Source organism: Nitrospira sp. M1 (genome assembly GCF_965152605.1).
On sequence record NZ_OZ224217.1, the window covers coordinates 1,528,553 to 1,544,814 of the forward strand.

Below are 16,262 nucleotides of genomic sequence, written 5' to 3' on the forward strand. Positions count from 1 at the left end.
GTCATTTACCATGATTGAACGGATTATTGACTGGAGCGCTCGTAATGGATTCCTGGTGGGGATCGTCACCCTGTTCCTGATGGGGTGGGGAATCTGGGCGGTCTATCACACGCCCCTGGATGCCCTGCCTGATCTTTCCGATGTGCAAGTGATCGTCTTTACGGAGTGGCCGGGCCGCAGCCCCGACCTGGTTGAAGACCAGATCACCTATCCCATTGTCACATCGATGTTGGGCGCCCCACGCATCAAATATGTACGTGGACAATCCTTTCTGGGGTTGTCGTTTGTCTACATTGTGTTTCAAGACGGCACCGACATGTATTGGGCCAGAAGCCGGGTTGTGGAATATATGCAGGGACTTGCAGGAAAACTCCCAGAGGACGTTTCACCTGCTCTTGGCCCCGATGCCACGGGAGTGGGCTGGGTCTTTCAGTATGCCCTCGTGGATGACAGCGATACCCATAGTTTAGCCGATCTTCGATCATTCCAGGATTGGTCTCTTCGCTATTGGCTGCAAAGTGTCCCGGGAGTGGCAGAGGTGGCGTCCATAGGAGGGTTTGTCAAGCAGTATCAAGTTCAAGTCGATCCCGTGAAATTGCAAGGATACGGTATCGGTCTGCCGGAGGTCATTCGGGCGATCCGCCGCAGCAATAATGAAGTGGGTGGCCGAGTAATTGAGGCGAGTGAACGCGAGTACATGGTACGAGGTCGGGGGTATGTCCAATCGCTTGACGACCTTCGAAACGTTTCTCTTGGGACGGACGGCAAGGGCACACCCATTACGGTTCACGAAGTGGCGACGGTCACGCTTGGTCCCGATCTCAGGCGAGGCCTTCTGGAATTAAATGGCCAAGGAGAAACCGTGGGGGGCATCGTGGTGATGCGGTATGGCGAAAATGCTCTGGAAGTCATTCAACGAGTCAAAGAAAAACTGAAGGAAATCGGTCCCTCTATTCCCGAGGGCATTCGGATCGTTCCCGTGTATGATCGATCCAGTCTGATCCTTCGCGCGATCGCCACCCTGGAAGAAAAACTACTCGAAATCAGCATCGTTGTGAGCGTGATCAGCCTTGTGTTCTTGTTTCACTTGCGCTCAGCCTTAGTTCCGATCCTGTTGCTGCCCGTGGCGATTCTCTTATCCTTTATTGCCATGTATTACATGGGCGTCACGTCAAACGTCATGTCTCTTGCGGGGATTGCGATCGCGATCGGTGCCATGGTGGATGCCGTCATCGTGATGGTGGAAAATGCTCACCGTCGATTAGAGGAATGGGAGCAACACGGCCGTTCCGGTTCGCGGGATGACGTCATTATTCAAGCTGCTCGGGAGGTTGGGAGGCCGCTCTTTTTTTCTTTGCTGATTATCACTGTCTCCTTTCTCCCTATTTTTACACTGGAAGCACAGGAAGGACGGTTGTTCAAGCCGCTGGCCTACACGAAGACGTTTGCGATGTTTTTTGCCGCATTGGTCTCCATCGGATTGGCTCCCTTATTCATGAGGTGGTTCATTCGCGGAAAAATTAAACCCGAAAGCCGAAACCCTCTGAACCGGTTCCTGGTATGGGTGTATACCCCTTTGCTGAAAGGCGTCGTGCGTGCCCGTTGGCTGGTGGTCTTTTTGGCCGGTGTCACCATGATTGCCATCATCCCCCTCTACAACCAATTAGGTTCAGAATTCATGCCGCCCCTCAATGAAGGCACGATTCTCTTTATGCCAACCAGTATTCCAGGCATGTCCATTCAACAAGCCTCCAAAGTCCTCCAAACACAGGATCGGCTGTTGAAAGAATTCCCTGAAGTGGACCAGGTCATGGGGAAAATGGGCCGGGCACGCACGGCGACCGATCCGGCTCCATTAAACATGGCTGAGACTATTGTCACGCTGAAGCCCGATAAAGACTGGCGTCCCGGCATGACCTGGGACAAGCTCATTGCCGAAATGGAGCAGAAAGTGAAATTTCCGGGCATGCCGAATATCTGGTGGATGCCGATTCAAACGAGAACGGAGATGCTCGCGACCGGCATTCGAACCAGTCTAGGCATTCGCATTCTAGGGCCTCAATTGGAAGAACTGGAAAAAATCGGCATGCAAATCGAAAGCCTGCTTCAACCCTTGAAGGGCACTCGCAGTGCATATGCCGAACGAGTCACGGGAGGATACTACCTGGATATTGACGTCGATCGAGTGGCCGCTTCTCGATACGGTCTCACCGTTGGAGACGTACAGGATGTGATTGAATCCGCAATCGGAGGGAAGAACATTGCGTGGACGGTCGAAGGGCGGGAGCGTTACCCGATTAATGTACGATACCCGCGCGATTTGCGACAGGATGTGGACGCGCTTAAACGCATCCTCGTGTCCACGCCAAACGGTGAACATATTCCTCTGGCCCAATTGTCCCACATTTCCACCTCCATGGGACCGCCGTCAGTTCGGGATGAAAACGGCTCGTTGGCCAGCATCGTCTTTGTTGATATTGCCGACCAAGACCTCGGCACCTATGTGCAAAAAGCCAAAGAGTTAGTTCAACAGCAAGTGAAGCTGCCTCCGGGATACTCGCTTCAATGGGCGGGGCAATATACCTACATGGAGCGGGCACAACAAAGGCTCCTGATTGTGGTCCCGCTCACGCTCTTTCTGATTTTTCTTCTTCTGTACCTCAATTTTCACTCTATTCCCCGATGTCTTCTCGTGCTGCTGGCGATTCCTTTCTCGGTGGTCGGAGCAATCGGGTATTTATATTTTTTGGATTATAACCTCAGTATTGCCGTGTGGATCGGGGTGATTGCCTTAGCCGGAGTCGCCGCGGAAACAGGGGTCATTATGATTATTTTTCTGGATGAAGCCTGTGACCGTTGGCAAAGGGACAATCGGCTGCATTCGATTGAGGATCTTCGTGAAGCGGTGATTGAAGGTGCTGTTCTTCGAGTACGACCGAAAATCATGACGGCCTCAGCCATCTTTTTGGGCTTACTCCCGATAATGTGGAGCCATGGAACTGGAGCAGATGTGATGAAACGGATTGCTGCTCCCATGATTGGAGGAATGGTCACTACCACTATTCTTACACTTCTTGTGATCCCGGCGCTTTTTCTGATCTGGAAAAAGTGGGAGCTCAAGGTCTAGAAGAGGGCAGCAACAGTGAAGGGTTCTGACGTATGATTGTCAGGCTCATGAAGATTCAGGATGCCGATGGATCGCTCACTTTCTCGTGTTGTGGTCGACGAAAATTCAGGGTATCAATGACGGTAGGGCATTCGGACACATAATATATCACGTGCGTGAATGATAAAAAGTTCTTGTCATTACGGTTTTGGTGATACGTTGTGCTGTCGGAGGACTTCACTCGCTAAGTCTGTATTTTGATACACCACTTTGAGGATGAGGACTTCATACTTCCGCCTAACAACCTTGAGGAGCACTTGGCCGTTTTCATAGACAGAGACTAATTCAGACTGTTGTTTATTTGCAAAGGCTTCAATGTCACGGTCTGTTAATTCATTCGCCGCTTGGTATTGATCCAATAGGCGGCCTTGGAGTTCTTCGTACCAATCATTTGTAAATCTTCCCATCTCAATGGAAACCTTCGTGAGTATTGGGGACGATTGATGGTTGGGTGTCTGTTCAGTATAAAACATCTGCAAGTAACGATTTTTCCCCGCAAGTTCGTACAGACATTCCGATGAGGTTGTGCAGTGTTCTAATGCCTGAACATCATTTTCTGTCATGCCAAACTTCAGATCTCTAAAACCTTGAATGACTTCGGAATAGGCGGGGATTGGAAGAAGCATAAGACCTGTCAGCATCCACCCGATCATGGTGATGCGCGAACAATGGTGAGTGTATGTCACGAATGCTCTCCTTTGTACCATTTCAACGGCAGTATGTACTCATACATTTGATGAATCATGTTGAGAGTAGGTGTGTATGCAGAACAACGCCTCACCTTATCAAACTTTGATCTTGAGAAGCGAGTCGTCTTCTGTGAGCAACCGAATGAAGAAGTCGGATGAGCGCTAAGCAGGAAAATGCAACGATGAGCGTGTCAGGCCTCAGGCTTGTATGCTTAGGATGGAGGACTAATATTCCAATGTAAATCGTTTAACAGCCACCAGGGACGCCGGTGATAACCCTTCCCCTTCATGCAGGCTTCAATCTTCGGTTGTAATTCGTCGTGATTCAGGGCGTGGTTTTCAGGCAGTTCCCCGACTTCTTCGGCACACGTCAATTGTTCATTTGGAGATACCTCTCGTCCATCTGCTTTCATCCAAGCTGACCGAGAGCATGCAGTCAACGTGAGGCATGCAGCGAGTACGACACCTATCCAGAGGGCACCTGTGATTTTGGGTCGTGGTAAGAGAGGTCGGAAACCATTCATGGCAGTCTTCACTCCTTTTTTTCTTGGGGTGCTGAACTCAGGATTTTTCTGTTCACCATCTGTGCGAGAATTTTTCCAATTATGATATGACCAAAGGAATATCACAACGTGAGGCTGCGATGACTTATACGTCTCTCAATGTCTGGAGCTCTGGGCTGTTGGACGTAGAGAAATACATGGGAGATAAGTGCGTGTATGAGAAGGCGGGTAGGAAATATTTCGAATCACGATGCACTCGAAGATGAAAGGTAATGTATTCCTTTCAATATAACACAATTCATCAAAAAATCGAAGTACATTTTCTATTTGGGTGGGATGAGTTCCTAGGCGTGGGATATTACGGATTAGATGGTGAAGACCATGGCGTCCCATCATGTTCTAAATGAGGCATTGTTCTGCCTGGTGCCATGGGGTCCACCTGATCATCGTAGAGTTCATCGGGGAACTGGATATCTGGAACCTGTTGGTCAGATGGTTCGTCACTGTTTTCGTAGCCGAGCTCTTCCAGGCAAAGCGTTCGGTAAATCTCATGTTGTCGTGGTGTTTGTGCTAAGCCGTATTTGCCTTCGCGCACTTCCTGTATACAGAGATTGTTGTCTTCTGAGGAAAGGGAGAACCCTTCGCGTGTTTGCCATGTCCCTTCAAGCAATTCGGGCGGTGTTCGGTCTTTGACTTCGCTGCACAGCCACCAGGTATCACCCCATGTTCGGTCTTCCAGGTATTCATTGGTCAAATCGTCACACGTCATCCAGGCGGTCGATTGTCCGAGCAAAAAGTCTAGACGAGTCCAGAATTGCGTATACACGGCAGGGCCATCTGGCATGTCGACCTCAGTTGTGCCGGTCATCCATGTTTCTTCACTTTTGACATCGAGTGTGACCGTGGTGCCTTTCGGTGTTTTCTCCATGTCGACAATCCACGTGTCTTTCGCTTTGACGAAAGTCATTCCGATATCGAGGCTGTGGGTACGCGTGGCGGTAAGGCGATTGTCGTGTACTGTTCTCTGGTAGGCCTGGTCATCTACTAAAAAAAATAAATCAGACACGGCAGGGAGAATTGTTTCAGGGGAGAGTGCCGAATAGGTTTTGGTCTTCAGTTGTTTCGTTTCTTCTGGAGTCAACGTTGGAGTCGCACACCCAGAGAATACAAGCAATGCCGTGAGGCTTATGAGCGAAAGCTTCGTAAGGTACGTCACGTGTTTGCTGAATACGACCGAATTCCTTATAGCCTGTACTTGGTGTTGGTGGTTCATTCTCTACGCATGATGTTTCATGCACAATGCAAATATACAAGAGAGTGGATCGTAAAACAAATCGTGTGCTTATGGATAGACTGTTCCAATTTGAATCCATTTCCCTTTGGGATTTTTTTTATAGTACGTCGTTTGTAAGGGATATCTGATTCGAAACCGCCAGCCTCTGCGCCGATGCGTGATGCTAATGACATTTGTCTCTGCTGAGCAAATCATTGTGGGTAGTGTTGATTCAATGAATTTGATTCGACGTCGTGGACCTAAAAACGACGGGCGCTCTAACACGATTTTCTTCATATTATTCTCAAGCGTGACTTCAACCTTTTTGATCCAGAACATGTCGTGAAACACCGTACGGATAAAGCGAATAAGGCCATCAAGCACATATGAATGGGGTCATTGTGCCAACCTCCCTTTAATTGTCAAGCGATGTGTACAGTGAGAGAGATCGTCGCGCGAAGGATTGTGCGTCATGGTGTCCATGACGTGAGTGAAAAAACCAGAAGCTTAGGCGGTCGCTAAGGCCTGGTTAATGGCCTGTAGGATTTCAGGGAATGTATAGGGTTTGCTCAATACCGCGTGCGCTCCGAGTTGGAGGGCGTGTTGTTTGAGGTCTTCATTTAATTGACCACTGTACATGATGACGGGAGGGGGACAGGGGACTGATTCATGCAATTGCTTTAAGAATTCTAATCCGTTCATGTGTGGCATTTGGTTATCGGTCAAGATCAGGTCGACGATCTGTCCTTCCTGGAGAAGGGCAAGGGCAGGAGAGCCTTGCTCCGCTTCGAGACATTGATGGCCGTGGTGTTCAAGTAAGAGGCGAAGAAGGAATCGAGCGGCTGGATCATCATCGATGAGGCAGATGCGTTTGGGAGCTTGGGTGTTCGGCTGTTGGACGTTGTTATCTGTGTCACTCATAAGGGTAGAGCCGCACGCTCTCTCCTTAGGCCACAAAGCGGCCTTAGAAACAAATTCCGAAGATAATCACAAACGAGTTTTTCGTATAAGTCGTATTGTACTAGATAATGGGTTCGGCGGTCATGTGTAAAATGTGGAGCCGGTAAAGAACCATTTGGTGCCGAAGGCAAGATGTGAACCCGCATATCCCGGATAGCATAAGCGCCATGGAGAAAATGATGTATTGAATGGGAACAACTCGGCTATGTTCTATGTCTTGAATAATACAACTGTCTCTTTTGCTTCCAATGCAACATCTTACTCTATCCGGATCAGAAGGGTTGATGGTGAAGTTTAAGAATAAATTATAATACCGAAAAAGGTGATTTTGCTATGCATAATGCATAAAGGAGGTGAACCTTGATTCGGATCAGAAAGTTGGACCACGTCGTGATACGAGCCAAAGATGCTGAGAAGTTAGTGACATTTTACTGCAATGTTATTGGGTGCACCGTTGAAAGGCGATTGTCTCCTGATATTGGCATCGTGCAACTAAGGGCGGGCGAGGCATTGATTGATATTGTTGCGGTTGACAGCGAGATTGGGCGAATGGGTGGAGCTGCACCTGAGAAAGAGGGTCGAAACATGGATCATTTCTGTGTCCGTTTAGAATCCTTCGATGAGGAGGCCATTCGCGAGCACCTTAGCCGATACCATGTGGTTGGCAGCAAACTTGAGACTCGATATGGAGCTGAAGGGAGTGGCCCCTCTATCTACATTCAAGATCCCGAAGGGAACACCATTGAACTCAAAGGCCCACCATCTGAGTAAAGTCATCTAATACGATCAATACTGTGATTCTCCGCGCCTGGTATCATTTGGAAAAGAAACTCTTCGCACTGATGGAACGTGTTACAAGGGTAGAAGTATTATTCGATGGAAATAGAGAAACGGGAGATAGAAAAACTGATAGCGAATGATCGTCGCTGGAAAAGAATTTGGTGCCGAAGGCGGGATTTGAACCCGCACACCCCGGAGGGCGCCAGACCCTGAATCTGGTGCGTCTGCCGTTCCGCCACTTCGGCTCAGTATGGGAGATTATCATCTTTTAGAGTGAAGGGGTCAAGGTGGAGTTTCTCATTCTTATCTTTTGCAGAGGATTAGAAGCATGGGGCTTGCGCTACCCTACCTGAGTTTCTTCGGTTTGCGATCTGGATGAGAGGTTCAATAGCTTTTGCGGCCACTTACCTAATGCATGGGGAGTGTTCTTGCCCGGCCACGGTTGAAGTTCATGGCTGTCGCCACTCAGAATAATCCGCTCTCGAATAAGTCCGGACGCTCCTAATAAACATGGGGCTGGGATTCGAGGGGCATTGTCGATCATGGCTACATCGAAGCGAACGCGTTTGAACAGGGGATCGGTCAAGACTCGGCTGGCCGTCGTTGCCACAATGCGCTTATTTTGAATAAAAGCCTGGCGGTTGGTTCCTTCTCCGGCAGCCAACATTTCTCGAATTTTCTTTGTTCCCCCGAGTTTGCTGATGGCTTCCTTCAGTTCGTCGTATTCCGGTCGCATGTCTTTAGGAATCGCGGCTTCGGGAATGAGTTCTCGAATGCGTTGTTGGGCAATCTCTATTTCGTGCATCAGTTCCCGGGTTTTTTCTACATAGATGCTACGATATTCTTTGAGGGTTTCCACATTTTTTCCAGCTGCCTGCATGGCCAGACGTTTCCAAATCGGAATGGCTTCATAGTCTGCGACGGTTTTATCGAGAGACTTAATTTTGCCCTGCCATTCGCTGAGTGAGGTTAAGAGACGCCATTCCAAGAGTTTGACCTCATTCAAATCTTTTTGTTTGTCTCGTTTATACGACAAAATTGGAGTGAGTTCTCGAAACCGGTCATATTTTTTACGTAAGGCAACTTTGTGTGAATTGGCCTTGGCATAAAATTGATGCATGTGAGCTTCAAACCCAATTTCTTGAAGTGCGATTCCTTCTATGATCTGGAGTATCGGCATTTCATAGCGAGTGAGAAGGCTTTTGTACGGTAAGGCGGCATTGTGAAGTTTTTTTGCCATGGCTCCGGCCAGACGGTCCAGTGAGTCGTGGTCTGGACTGATCACTAAGACACGTTTATTCAGCCTGGCTTGTTCGACGAGCAATGTACATAAGCTGGCCTGCCGCGTCGCGTCATCAGGGTCCCACATTGTGGTGAGAACCGCCGTCGCACCATGCATTCGTGCATTGGTCGCATCGGTTGTTTCATCAGGGTCGAGCCAGGGAACGAGTCGTTCGGCTGGACCCAATGTGAAGGATTCCGGATTGCCCGCCATATCATGTAATCGTGTGGCTGCCGTTTCAAGATAACCTGCCGTATCGGGAATTAAGGTGCAATGATGCACGGTGTCACCGAATGTATCGACGGTTTGGATGATCATCTCACCATTGAGTCGGCCGAGCACAACACCTTCTGTGGGCTCGCAGTCGTTTGACGGTAAAATAGTGAATGGAATGTCCTGTAGAAGACCCTGCTCTTCTGCGCATTCGATCGCGTAGAGGTGCAACCCTCCAATAGTCTTAGTATGTCTAGCCTTCGCAATATCGATGGGGGCATCCAGGCCGAGCGTCATGGCGTGGTCTCGCTCTGTCTGTAATTGGTTCGCGTAATGCGTAAGTAGTTCGTGCAGTTTCATGGAAATCTACGGAAGATACTCAGCTTCAATGATTTCTTTCAAGCAAATTGCCACACAGCCGAGGCCCCCGGTGATGGTCATACGATCATGTGCGCATCCGCGGTTTTCCACCAGAGCCCGTAGGCTCTCACGATGAGGCGTTAAGTCGATATGGTCTAAGACGTATACCGTTAAGTCTCCGTTTTCCTCGGAAGTCAGGACAGCCGTTCGATGACGTTGATCATTTTCTAAAATCGCTGCTTTTGATGGTGGGCCGACTATTGGCCTCGCTATTGCCATATTGGGTATCTTGAGAGTCGAGATTACGAGTTCTTGGGGTGGACGGATGGCTTTACTGCTGAGACGAACATGTAATGTGGATAACCCGTTGGTGTCCGAAGGCTGTGCCAATGCCGTCCCATGGGTGGGTGTTGAGATGTTGAGCAACATGAAAATGGTGATGATGGAATAATGCAATGCGGTTTGTCGGTTGAATTTTTTTCTGAAGAACCACAACGTTATGGTGTTTTTGGTATGAGATGGCACAGAACCGCGCATCCTTTGGGCGAATGAGATTTTCATACAAAATAGGCTGTCTTTCCTTGCTCATTGTAGAGAAGCCTTTTCAAGAGTGTCTAGGTATAGGTTCTCAATGAAATAAGTCCTCGTAATTGGAGAGGAAATTGACTTTTTGTGGACCCGACTTTATGATCAATCTTCTTTAATATAGTCGTTCCCCCACATAAGCAGATTCTCCAAATGTGTATGATATGGTCTCGGTGAGTCGACGACACCGACATCCGAAAAGGCGTCTTACGTAAAACTTCAACGTGAAGCACCGTAGAGAATACTCGATGTTATGTGACAGTAGATGCCAAGAATTGGCTTGTAACACAGTGTTTGTGCAAGAGAAACAGTGGAAGGAGTGAACGTGCATGAAAGTGATTCTTAAAGAAAATGTTGACGGTCTAGGCTATGTTGGTGATCTGCTGACGGTTGCAGATGGATATGCGAGAAATTTTCTTATTCCTCGGAGCAAGGCAGTTCTTGCCAACCCTCGCAATCTCAAAATGTTCGAACATTTGAAGCGGGTGGCGTCTCATCAAACGAAGAAAGAGCTTCAAGATCTTGCTGAGTTGGGAAAGAAAATTTCTCACGTTGCATTGACGTTCGAAGTCCAAACTGGCAAAGACGATAAATTATTTGGGTCTGTGACCTCAAAAGACGTTGCAGAGCAATTGGCGAAGGACGGTATTGACATTGATCGGCGTAAGATTCAACTGGCTCAGCCGATTAAGGAACTTGGGACATTTTCCGTTCCGGTGAAATTGCATCGAGATGTGGTGCCGGAATTTTCCGTCACGGTTGTCAAGAAAGGCGAGGAGGAGCCTGAGGCTCACGCCCATGCCTCGAGTGAGACGAGCGAAACCGTATCGAATAACGAATCTTCGGAAGGGGAGTAAGACTTCATGCGTCATCCCGTGGGTACGATGAAAGCCATTCAGGAAACCGACCCTGATGTCTGGGCGGCCATTCGAGCTGAAGAAAAGCGTCAACGTGAAAAGCTCGTGTTGATCGCGTCAGAAAATTACGCAAGTCCCGCCGTTCTTGGCGCTCAAGGCTGCGTGATGACGAATAAATATGCCGAAGGCTATGCCGGCCGTCGATATTATGGTGGATGCGAGCATGTCGATACGGTTGAAGAGTTAGCTATTGAGCGTGCCAAAAGAATTTTTGGATGCGAGCATGTCAATGTGCAGCCGCATTCTGGTTCATCGGCCAACATGGCTGCGTATCTGTCGGTCCTGAAACCTGGTGATGCCATCTTAGGTATGGACTTAGCGCATGGGGGGCATTTGACCCATGGGCATAAGGTGAACTTTTCTGGAAAGCTGTTTCAATCATATTCATATGGAGTAGATCGCGAAACGGAACGTATCGATTATGATGCCGTTCAACGAATTGCGGAAGAATGTCAGCCTCGAATGCTTGTCGTGGGCGCGAGTGCCTATTCCCGCGTGTTAGATTTTTCTCGATTTCGAGAAATCGCCCAAGCCGTAGGAGCTTACTTGTTGGTTGATATCGCGCATATTGCTGGCTTAATTGCTGCCGGGCTTCATCCGAATCCAGTGCCGTATGCTGATTTTGTGACGACGACTACTCACAAGACGTTGCGTGGCCCTCGATCTGGCATGATCATGTGTAAGGCTGAACATGCCAAAGCTGTCGATAAAATCATATTCCCGGGACTTCAAGGTGGTCCGCTTATGCATGTTGTGGCCGCCAAGGCTGTCGCATTTCAAGAGGCGTTATCACCGGCGTTTACCGCGTACCAACGTCAGGTTGTGGAAAATGCGAAGATCGTAGCCGAAGGATTCCTTGAGCGGGGGTACCGTGTCGTATCGGGTGGAACTGATAATCACTTATTTCTTCTCAATCTTACGCCAAAGGGCGTGACGGGAAAAGACGCGGAAGCAGGTTTAGATGCAGCAGGAATTGTCGTGAATAAAAATGCCATTCCCTATGATGAAAAACCGCCTGCGGTTGCGAGTGGTATCCGCATTGGTACGCCTGTGGTCTCAACGCGTGGGATGGGCAAACATGAAATGCAGGCCATGGTTGATTTGATGGATCGCGTACTTCAACATGTTCACGATGCCAAGACACAGCGGCAGGTGAAAAAAGAAGTCAAAGCCCTGTGTGCTCAATTTCCCATTTTTCATTCCTATCAACCCGTCTAAGGGGCCATTCAACGACAGGACCGCGTTCGGTGAAGTGCCCATTTTGTGACCAGCTTGACGATAAGGTGATTGATTCTCGTACTGCACGAGAAGGGGAAATCATTCGTCGTCGCCGGGAATGTCTCTCCTGCCGCCGCCGCTATACAACGTATGAGCGGATTGAAGAGAGCATGCCCATGGTCGTCAAAAAGGACAATCGACGTGAACCCTTTGACCGTACGAAAATTCTCTCTGGTCTCAAAAAGGCGTGCGAGAAACGTCCGGTGAGTATTAGTGCGCTCGGAGCGTCGGTTGATCGAATTGAGAAACGGATACAAGAAAAAGGTGAAACGGAAATCCCAAGTCGCGATGTAGGAGAAGAAGTCATTCGAGAGCTTCGCGACCTTGATCCTGTTGCCTATGTTCGATTTGCGTCTGTGTATCGAGAGTTCAAAGATATCGATCAGTTTATGGATACGATCAAAATTCTTGCTCAAGAAAAACATGTGTCGTAAGGCGTATGCGATGTACGCGACACGCTGGATAGAGTGAGGGTGATCGAATTGGAACACTCGTGTGGAATTTTTTATGAAGCGGTGTCCTGATACCATATTTCTTCTTCTATGATCCCACCGCATGCCTCGACGACCAACCAAGCCTAACGGATCCCGCAAGCGCACACCGTCGAGTCGTTCTGCTGCTGCGGTCGCTGTCACACGAGTGGCAATTATCGGTGGCGGAAAAGGCGGGACAGCCTTAATCGAAATTTTTGCTGATGATCCTCTGGTTCGAGTCGTGGGTCTTGCCGAGACACGGTTGGGCACACGTGGGATTCGGCTGGCTCAACGGCTCAATATTCCTGTCACGAAAGACTACCGGGATTTTCTGCAGAGTAAAGATGTAGAGTTGGTGATCGATGTCACAGGGAATCCAGATGTTGAAAAGGCCCTCTCGAAAATTCATGCTCCCAACCTCTCGATCATCGGAGGTGCGAGTGCGAAGTTTATGTGGCAATTGGTTGAAGCGCGTATTCGTGCCACCACAGAAATTGAAACGACATTAATGCGGTATCAATCGCTGTTTCAGCTGTATGTGAAGGAAGAGTCCGAAGGGGCCGTGAATGACGAGCGAACGCGAATTGCCTGTGAAATACATGATGGACTTGTCCAAACGCTGGTAGGGTCGAATCTTAAGCTCGAACGATGTCGGGATCTTGTTCGCACGGAGCCTGTAAAATGTTTGACGATGATTAATCAAACAAAAGGGCAGTTGAAGGATGCAATTCAAGAAGCACGGCAAGTTGTGTATAATCTTCGTCCAGGTCATTATGATAATCTTGATCTCGTCTCGGCTCTTTCAAATTATTTGAAGTCGTTTGAAGCGGAACAAAAAATCCGAACCGCTTTTAAATCGACGGGAGCACAATCGCATTTGGATCCAAAGACAAAAGTGTTTGTCTTTCGAATGGTTCAAGAGGCGCTGCATAATGTTGCCAAGCATGCCAAGGCGTCGCAGGTCCATGTCGAGGTGATGTCTCAAAAGAAATTTCTGGTCACGACGATCACGGATAATGGGACGGGATTTGACGTCGCAATGGAATCGAATAATCCTGAGAAGTGGGATCATTTTGGATTGCAAGGCATGATGGAGCGCGCTCGGATGTTGGCCGGAGAAGTACGGTGGGAGTCGCAACGGGGAAAGGGCACGAGCGTGACGATTCATATCCCAATCGCATCAAAGGAGAAACGCGCACATGGCTAAAAGAACAAAAGTGTTAATTACCGATGATCATCGTGTCGTCCGGGAGGGACTGTGCGCGATTCTTGAAACAAAGGATGATATTGAAATTATCGGAGAGGCTCGTGATGGTGGAGAGGCTGTTGAAAAAACTCGTTCGTTGATGCCCGATGTGATCTTGATGGATGTGAGCATGCCGGGGATGACCGGTGTGGAGGCGACTCGGATCATCAAGCGAGAGTTTCCGCATATTGGCGTGATTGCGCTGACGATGTATGAAGAGCAGCAGTATATTTTTGATCTTGTTCGTGCAGGAGCCACAGGTTATTTGCTCAAAGATAGTGACTCCGCGCAAATTGTGGCGGCAATTCGGACGATTTCGCGAGGCGAGTCACTTATTCACCCCTCAGTGGCCAGTAAAATACTTGCAGAATTTTCTCTATTATCGGAAGGGAAGGGTCGGAAGAAAGGGATTCTTGAGCATGATCTGACTGAACGGGAAATTACCGTGCTTCGACTCGTTGCCGATGGAAAAACAAATAAAGAAATTGCAAATGTATTGGATCTTAGTGAAAAAACAGTGAAAAATCACGTCAGAAATATCTTCCACAAACTGCATGTGTATGATCGTACGCAGGCCGCGATTTTGGCTATTCGCAAAGGTATTATTGAGCTTGAGCCTCGACAGTCATAATTGTTAGCCTGAAATCCGTATTGCCGTACCGTCGGCAAGCCATATCCTCGCCCTTTCTTCCGTTTGCTCACCGTATTCAGGCCCAGGTTTCTACAAGTCCAAGCGTGCTTGAGAGCATGAGAGAGTGATCGATATCGTAAGCTTGTCTCATCAACGATAGCCGCTTGTGCAATATCACACATTATCTTCCGTTCGAAATCGCACTTGTGTGTAGGTAGCTCACGCTTGTCATTTTTTGAAAGAGTCAGATAATGATGGAAAAACTCTTTACTTTCAATATATTGAATGATGTGTTGGAAGAAATATTTGCGAAAATATGACAGGAATACTCTTTGCACATTCAATATTGGCAAGTGAGGTGAATAATGAATCCTGTCTACGATTTATTGGTCATTGCAGCGGTCGTTTTGATGGTTTGCGTGAATCTGTACTACTCACGAGCACTGACAACGCAATCCACTTCAATGTTCTCTGTCATCAGGGCGAAACTTGCATTTGCCAATGTATTGAATGTGTATAGACAAGAGTCGTCAATGTCCCACCGTGCGTCCTCTCCCCTTACTTTGAAGTAACTGAGTTAGTGACGGATATACGCTTTGTGTGTGTCCGTCTATATCTCCCACGTATATGCGCGCGCCTGATAGTGTGTTGAGTAGAGAGGCGTAGCAAAATCTTTACTTGAGCAGATTCCTTCCGCGGTATCGCCTCGAACGTGCGATGTCATTGCCATGCACTTTGTTCCTTCCCGTGGTGCAATCTCTCAAATTTTCTTCTTGCTCTTTCATGGTCTGCTTGTTGAGGCCATATTGAAGAGCCAGTGCACCTTGAGTGTGAATCATGCAAAAAGTTGAAGGAGGGAAACATTTTATGACGAACGCTCAGTATCAAAACATATGTGTGAGTAGACGACTATTATAATGAGTCAGACGTAATCTTTTGATACGCGATGAAGAGTTTCATCGATTCAGAGTATGGCGTAATCGATGCTTCCACATTCGTGGATATCGTCACGACGGTGCTGTCTGGTTTAAGAGAGAAGGACATCGAAGATGGATAATGGCGAACATATGCAGCAGGGAGCCAGTAAGGGCATTCTTGAACCAACAACCAATCACGTTCGATTTATCGCGTGTCGTGAAGTGGCGGATAAGACAATGGCCTTGTATTTTGAACGGCCAGCCGATTTTAGTTTCAAAGCGGGGCAGTTCATTGATCTGATGCTCCTGGACCCGCCTGAAACCGACTCAGCCGGTAATACCCGTGCGTTAACGATCGCAAGTGCGCCATCAGAAAATTGCCTTATGGTGGTCACGCGTGTACGTGATTCTGCCTTTAAACGAGTTCTGATGAATATGCCGCTTCAAACGATGGTGAATATTGAAGGTCCATATGGTCATTTGACCTTGCCGGAACAGGCCGCAAGGCCATTGGTATTTCTGGCTGGCGGTATCGGGATTGCCCCGTTCCGGAGTATGCTGATTGATGCCGCGGCCAATCAACGGACCCATCGATTCACGCTCTTGTATGCAAACCGTCGTCTGGAAGATGCGCCTTTTTTTCACGAACTCGAAGATCTTCAGGGTACGCTTTCCAACTACACCTTTGTCGGTACTATGACGCAACCAGCACAAGCACGAGATCCCTGGTTGGGGGAAACTGGATATGTGGATCAGGCAATGTTGATGAGACATGTACCGGGGATCGATAGTCCTATCTACTATATCGTTGGTTCGTCTGCCATGGTGAGTGGATGTCGTTCTATGCTTCGTAAGGCTGGTGTGCGTGATCATGATATTCGCACTGAGGAGTTTGTGGGCTATTGAGTATGACGTGTGCACGATTCCCAAGCTTAGCGCTTCTGATTGTTGTGCGCGAGGACGAAAAAGTGCTGTACAGTTTTGTCCTG

15 protein-coding genes and 1 tRNA gene are annotated in these 16,262 nt (G+C 48.4%); 8 read left to right on the forward strand and 8 right to left on the reverse strand.

All coding sequences use genetic code 11. The features are described from left to right. The first annotated feature begins 10 nt into the window (after positions 1-10). A complete protein-coding gene (locus tag ACWHX8_RS07225) occupies positions 11-3,127 on the forward strand; it encodes an efflux RND transporter permease subunit (RefSeq protein WP_447971282.1) in 3,117 nt (1,038 codons plus the stop codon). 179 nt (positions 3,128-3,306) lie between these two features. Here ACWHX8_RS07225 and ACWHX8_RS07230 read toward each other — a convergent pair whose 3' ends face one another. The 5 genes from ACWHX8_RS07230 to ACWHX8_RS07250 all read right to left on the reverse strand — a co-directional run bounded on the left by ACWHX8_RS07230 (position 3,307) and on the right by ACWHX8_RS07250 (position 6,552). Next, positions 3,307-3,852 carry a hypothetical protein gene (locus ACWHX8_RS07230; protein WP_447971283.1) on the reverse strand — a complete coding sequence of 182 codons (546 nt, stop codon included), beginning with the start codon at positions 3,850-3,852 and terminating at the stop codon, positions 3,307-3,309. A gap of 215 nt (positions 3,853-4,067) precedes the next feature. After that, positions 4,068-4,379 (reverse strand): hypothetical protein, encoded by a 312-nt coding sequence (locus ACWHX8_RS07235; RefSeq protein WP_447971284.1) that lies wholly within the window; start codon positions 4,377-4,379, stop codon positions 4,068-4,070. 337 nt (positions 4,380-4,716) lie between these two features. Further along, positions 4,717-5,574 carry a hypothetical protein gene (locus tag ACWHX8_RS07240; protein WP_447971285.1) on the reverse strand — a complete coding sequence of 286 codons (858 nt, stop codon included), beginning with the start codon at positions 5,572-5,574 and terminating at the stop codon, positions 4,717-4,719. 126 nt (positions 5,575-5,700) lie between these two features. Beyond that, complete coding sequence (locus ACWHX8_RS07245; protein ID WP_447971286.1) at positions 5,701-5,970, reverse strand: hypothetical protein; 270 nt, start codon at positions 5,968-5,970, stop codon at positions 5,701-5,703. Positions 5,971-6,138: 168 nt separating this feature from the next. After that, positions 6,139-6,552 carry a response regulator gene (locus ACWHX8_RS07250; RefSeq protein WP_447971287.1) on the reverse strand — a complete coding sequence of 138 codons (414 nt, stop codon included), beginning with the start codon at positions 6,550-6,552 and terminating at the stop codon, positions 6,139-6,141. Positions 6,553-6,951: 399 nt separating this feature from the next. Between ACWHX8_RS07250 and ACWHX8_RS07255 the strand changes: the two genes are divergently transcribed. Further along, complete coding sequence (locus tag ACWHX8_RS07255; RefSeq protein WP_447971288.1) at positions 6,952-7,362, forward strand: VOC family protein; 411 nt, start codon at positions 6,952-6,954, stop codon at positions 7,360-7,362. A 168-nt stretch (positions 7,363-7,530) separates the two neighbouring features. Here ACWHX8_RS07255 and ACWHX8_RS07260 read toward each other — a convergent pair. From ACWHX8_RS07260 to ACWHX8_RS07270, 3 genes are all read right to left on the reverse strand, one after another. Further along, a tRNA-Leu gene (locus ACWHX8_RS07260) sits at positions 7,531-7,616 on the reverse strand. Between the two features lie 95 nt (positions 7,617-7,711). Next, a complete protein-coding gene (locus ACWHX8_RS07265; protein ID WP_447971289.1) occupies positions 7,712-9,226 on the reverse strand; it encodes an AAA domain-containing protein in 1,515 nt (504 codons plus the stop codon). A gap of 6 nt (positions 9,227-9,232) precedes the next feature. After that, positions 9,233-9,751, reverse strand: coding sequence for a hypothetical protein (locus ACWHX8_RS07270; RefSeq protein ID WP_447971290.1), 519 nt, complete (start codon positions 9,749-9,751; stop codon positions 9,233-9,235). A gap of 389 nt (positions 9,752-10,140) precedes the next feature. Between ACWHX8_RS07270 and rplI the strand changes: the two genes are divergently transcribed. From rplI to ACWHX8_RS07300, 6 genes are all read left to right on the forward strand, one after another. After that, the gene (gene rplI / locus ACWHX8_RS07275) at positions 10,141-10,668 is read left to right on the forward strand and encodes a 50S ribosomal protein L9 (protein WP_447971291.1); all 528 of its coding nucleotides are present in this window, start codon (positions 10,141-10,143) and stop codon (positions 10,666-10,668) included. 27 nt (positions 10,669-10,695) lie between these two features. After that, complete coding sequence (locus ACWHX8_RS07280; RefSeq protein WP_447971881.1) at positions 10,696-11,946, forward strand: serine hydroxymethyltransferase; 1,251 nt, start codon at positions 10,696-10,698, stop codon at positions 11,944-11,946. A gap of 29 nt (positions 11,947-11,975) precedes the next feature. Continuing rightward, on the forward strand, positions 11,976-12,440 hold the full coding sequence (gene nrdR / locus ACWHX8_RS07285; protein ID WP_447971292.1) for a transcriptional regulator NrdR: 465 nt from the start codon (positions 11,976-11,978) through the stop codon (positions 12,438-12,440). A gap of 121 nt (positions 12,441-12,561) precedes the next feature. Further along, positions 12,562-13,686, forward strand: coding sequence for a histidine kinase (locus ACWHX8_RS07290; protein WP_447971293.1), 1,125 nt, complete (start codon positions 12,562-12,564; stop codon positions 13,684-13,686). Continuing rightward, entirely contained in the window at positions 13,679-14,356 is a 678-nt protein-coding gene (locus ACWHX8_RS07295; RefSeq protein ID WP_447971294.1) for a response regulator, read from the forward strand. The genes ACWHX8_RS07290 and ACWHX8_RS07295 overlap by 8 nt, the downstream gene beginning before the upstream one ends. A gap of 1,049 nt (positions 14,357-15,405) precedes the next feature. Beyond that, a complete protein-coding gene (locus ACWHX8_RS07300; protein WP_447971295.1) occupies positions 15,406-16,179 on the forward strand; it encodes a ferredoxin--NADP reductase in 774 nt (257 codons plus the stop codon). The last annotated feature ends 83 nt before the right edge of the window (positions 16,180-16,262 follow it).

What these genes read in the sequence shown, in the direction of transcription:
- ACWHX8_RS07265 (WP_447971289.1), bottom strand. Translation starts at nt 9,226, where the DNA reads ATGAAACTGCACGAACTACTTACGCATTACGCGAACCAATTACAGACA.
- rplI (WP_447971291.1), top strand. Translation starts at nt 10,141, where the DNA reads ATGAAAGTGATTCTTAAAGAAAATGTTGACGGTCTAGGCTATGTTGGT.
- ACWHX8_RS07235 (WP_447971284.1), bottom strand. Translation starts at nt 4,379, where the DNA reads ATGAATGGTTTCCGACCTCTCTTACCACGACCCAAAATCACAGGTGCC.
- ACWHX8_RS07245 (WP_447971286.1), bottom strand. Translation starts at nt 5,970, where the DNA reads ATGTTCTGGATCAAAAAGGTTGAAGTCACGCTTGAGAATAATATGAAG.
- ACWHX8_RS07225 (WP_447971282.1), top strand. Translation starts at nt 11, where the DNA reads ATGATTGAACGGATTATTGACTGGAGCGCTCGTAATGGATTCCTGGTG.
- ACWHX8_RS07250 (WP_447971287.1), bottom strand. Translation starts at nt 6,552, where the DNA reads ATGAGTGACACAGATAACAACGTCCAACAGCCGAACACCCAAGCTCCC.
- ACWHX8_RS07295 (WP_447971294.1), top strand. Translation starts at nt 13,679, where the DNA reads ATGGCTAAAAGAACAAAAGTGTTAATTACCGATGATCATCGTGTCGTC.
- ACWHX8_RS07280 (WP_447971881.1), top strand. Translation starts at nt 10,696, where the DNA reads ATGAAAGCCATTCAGGAAACCGACCCTGATGTCTGGGCGGCCATTCGA.
- ACWHX8_RS07300 (WP_447971295.1), top strand. Translation starts at nt 15,406, where the DNA reads ATGGATAATGGCGAACATATGCAGCAGGGAGCCAGTAAGGGCATTCTT.
- ACWHX8_RS07290 (WP_447971293.1), top strand. Translation starts at nt 12,562, where the DNA reads ATGCCTCGACGACCAACCAAGCCTAACGGATCCCGCAAGCGCACACCG.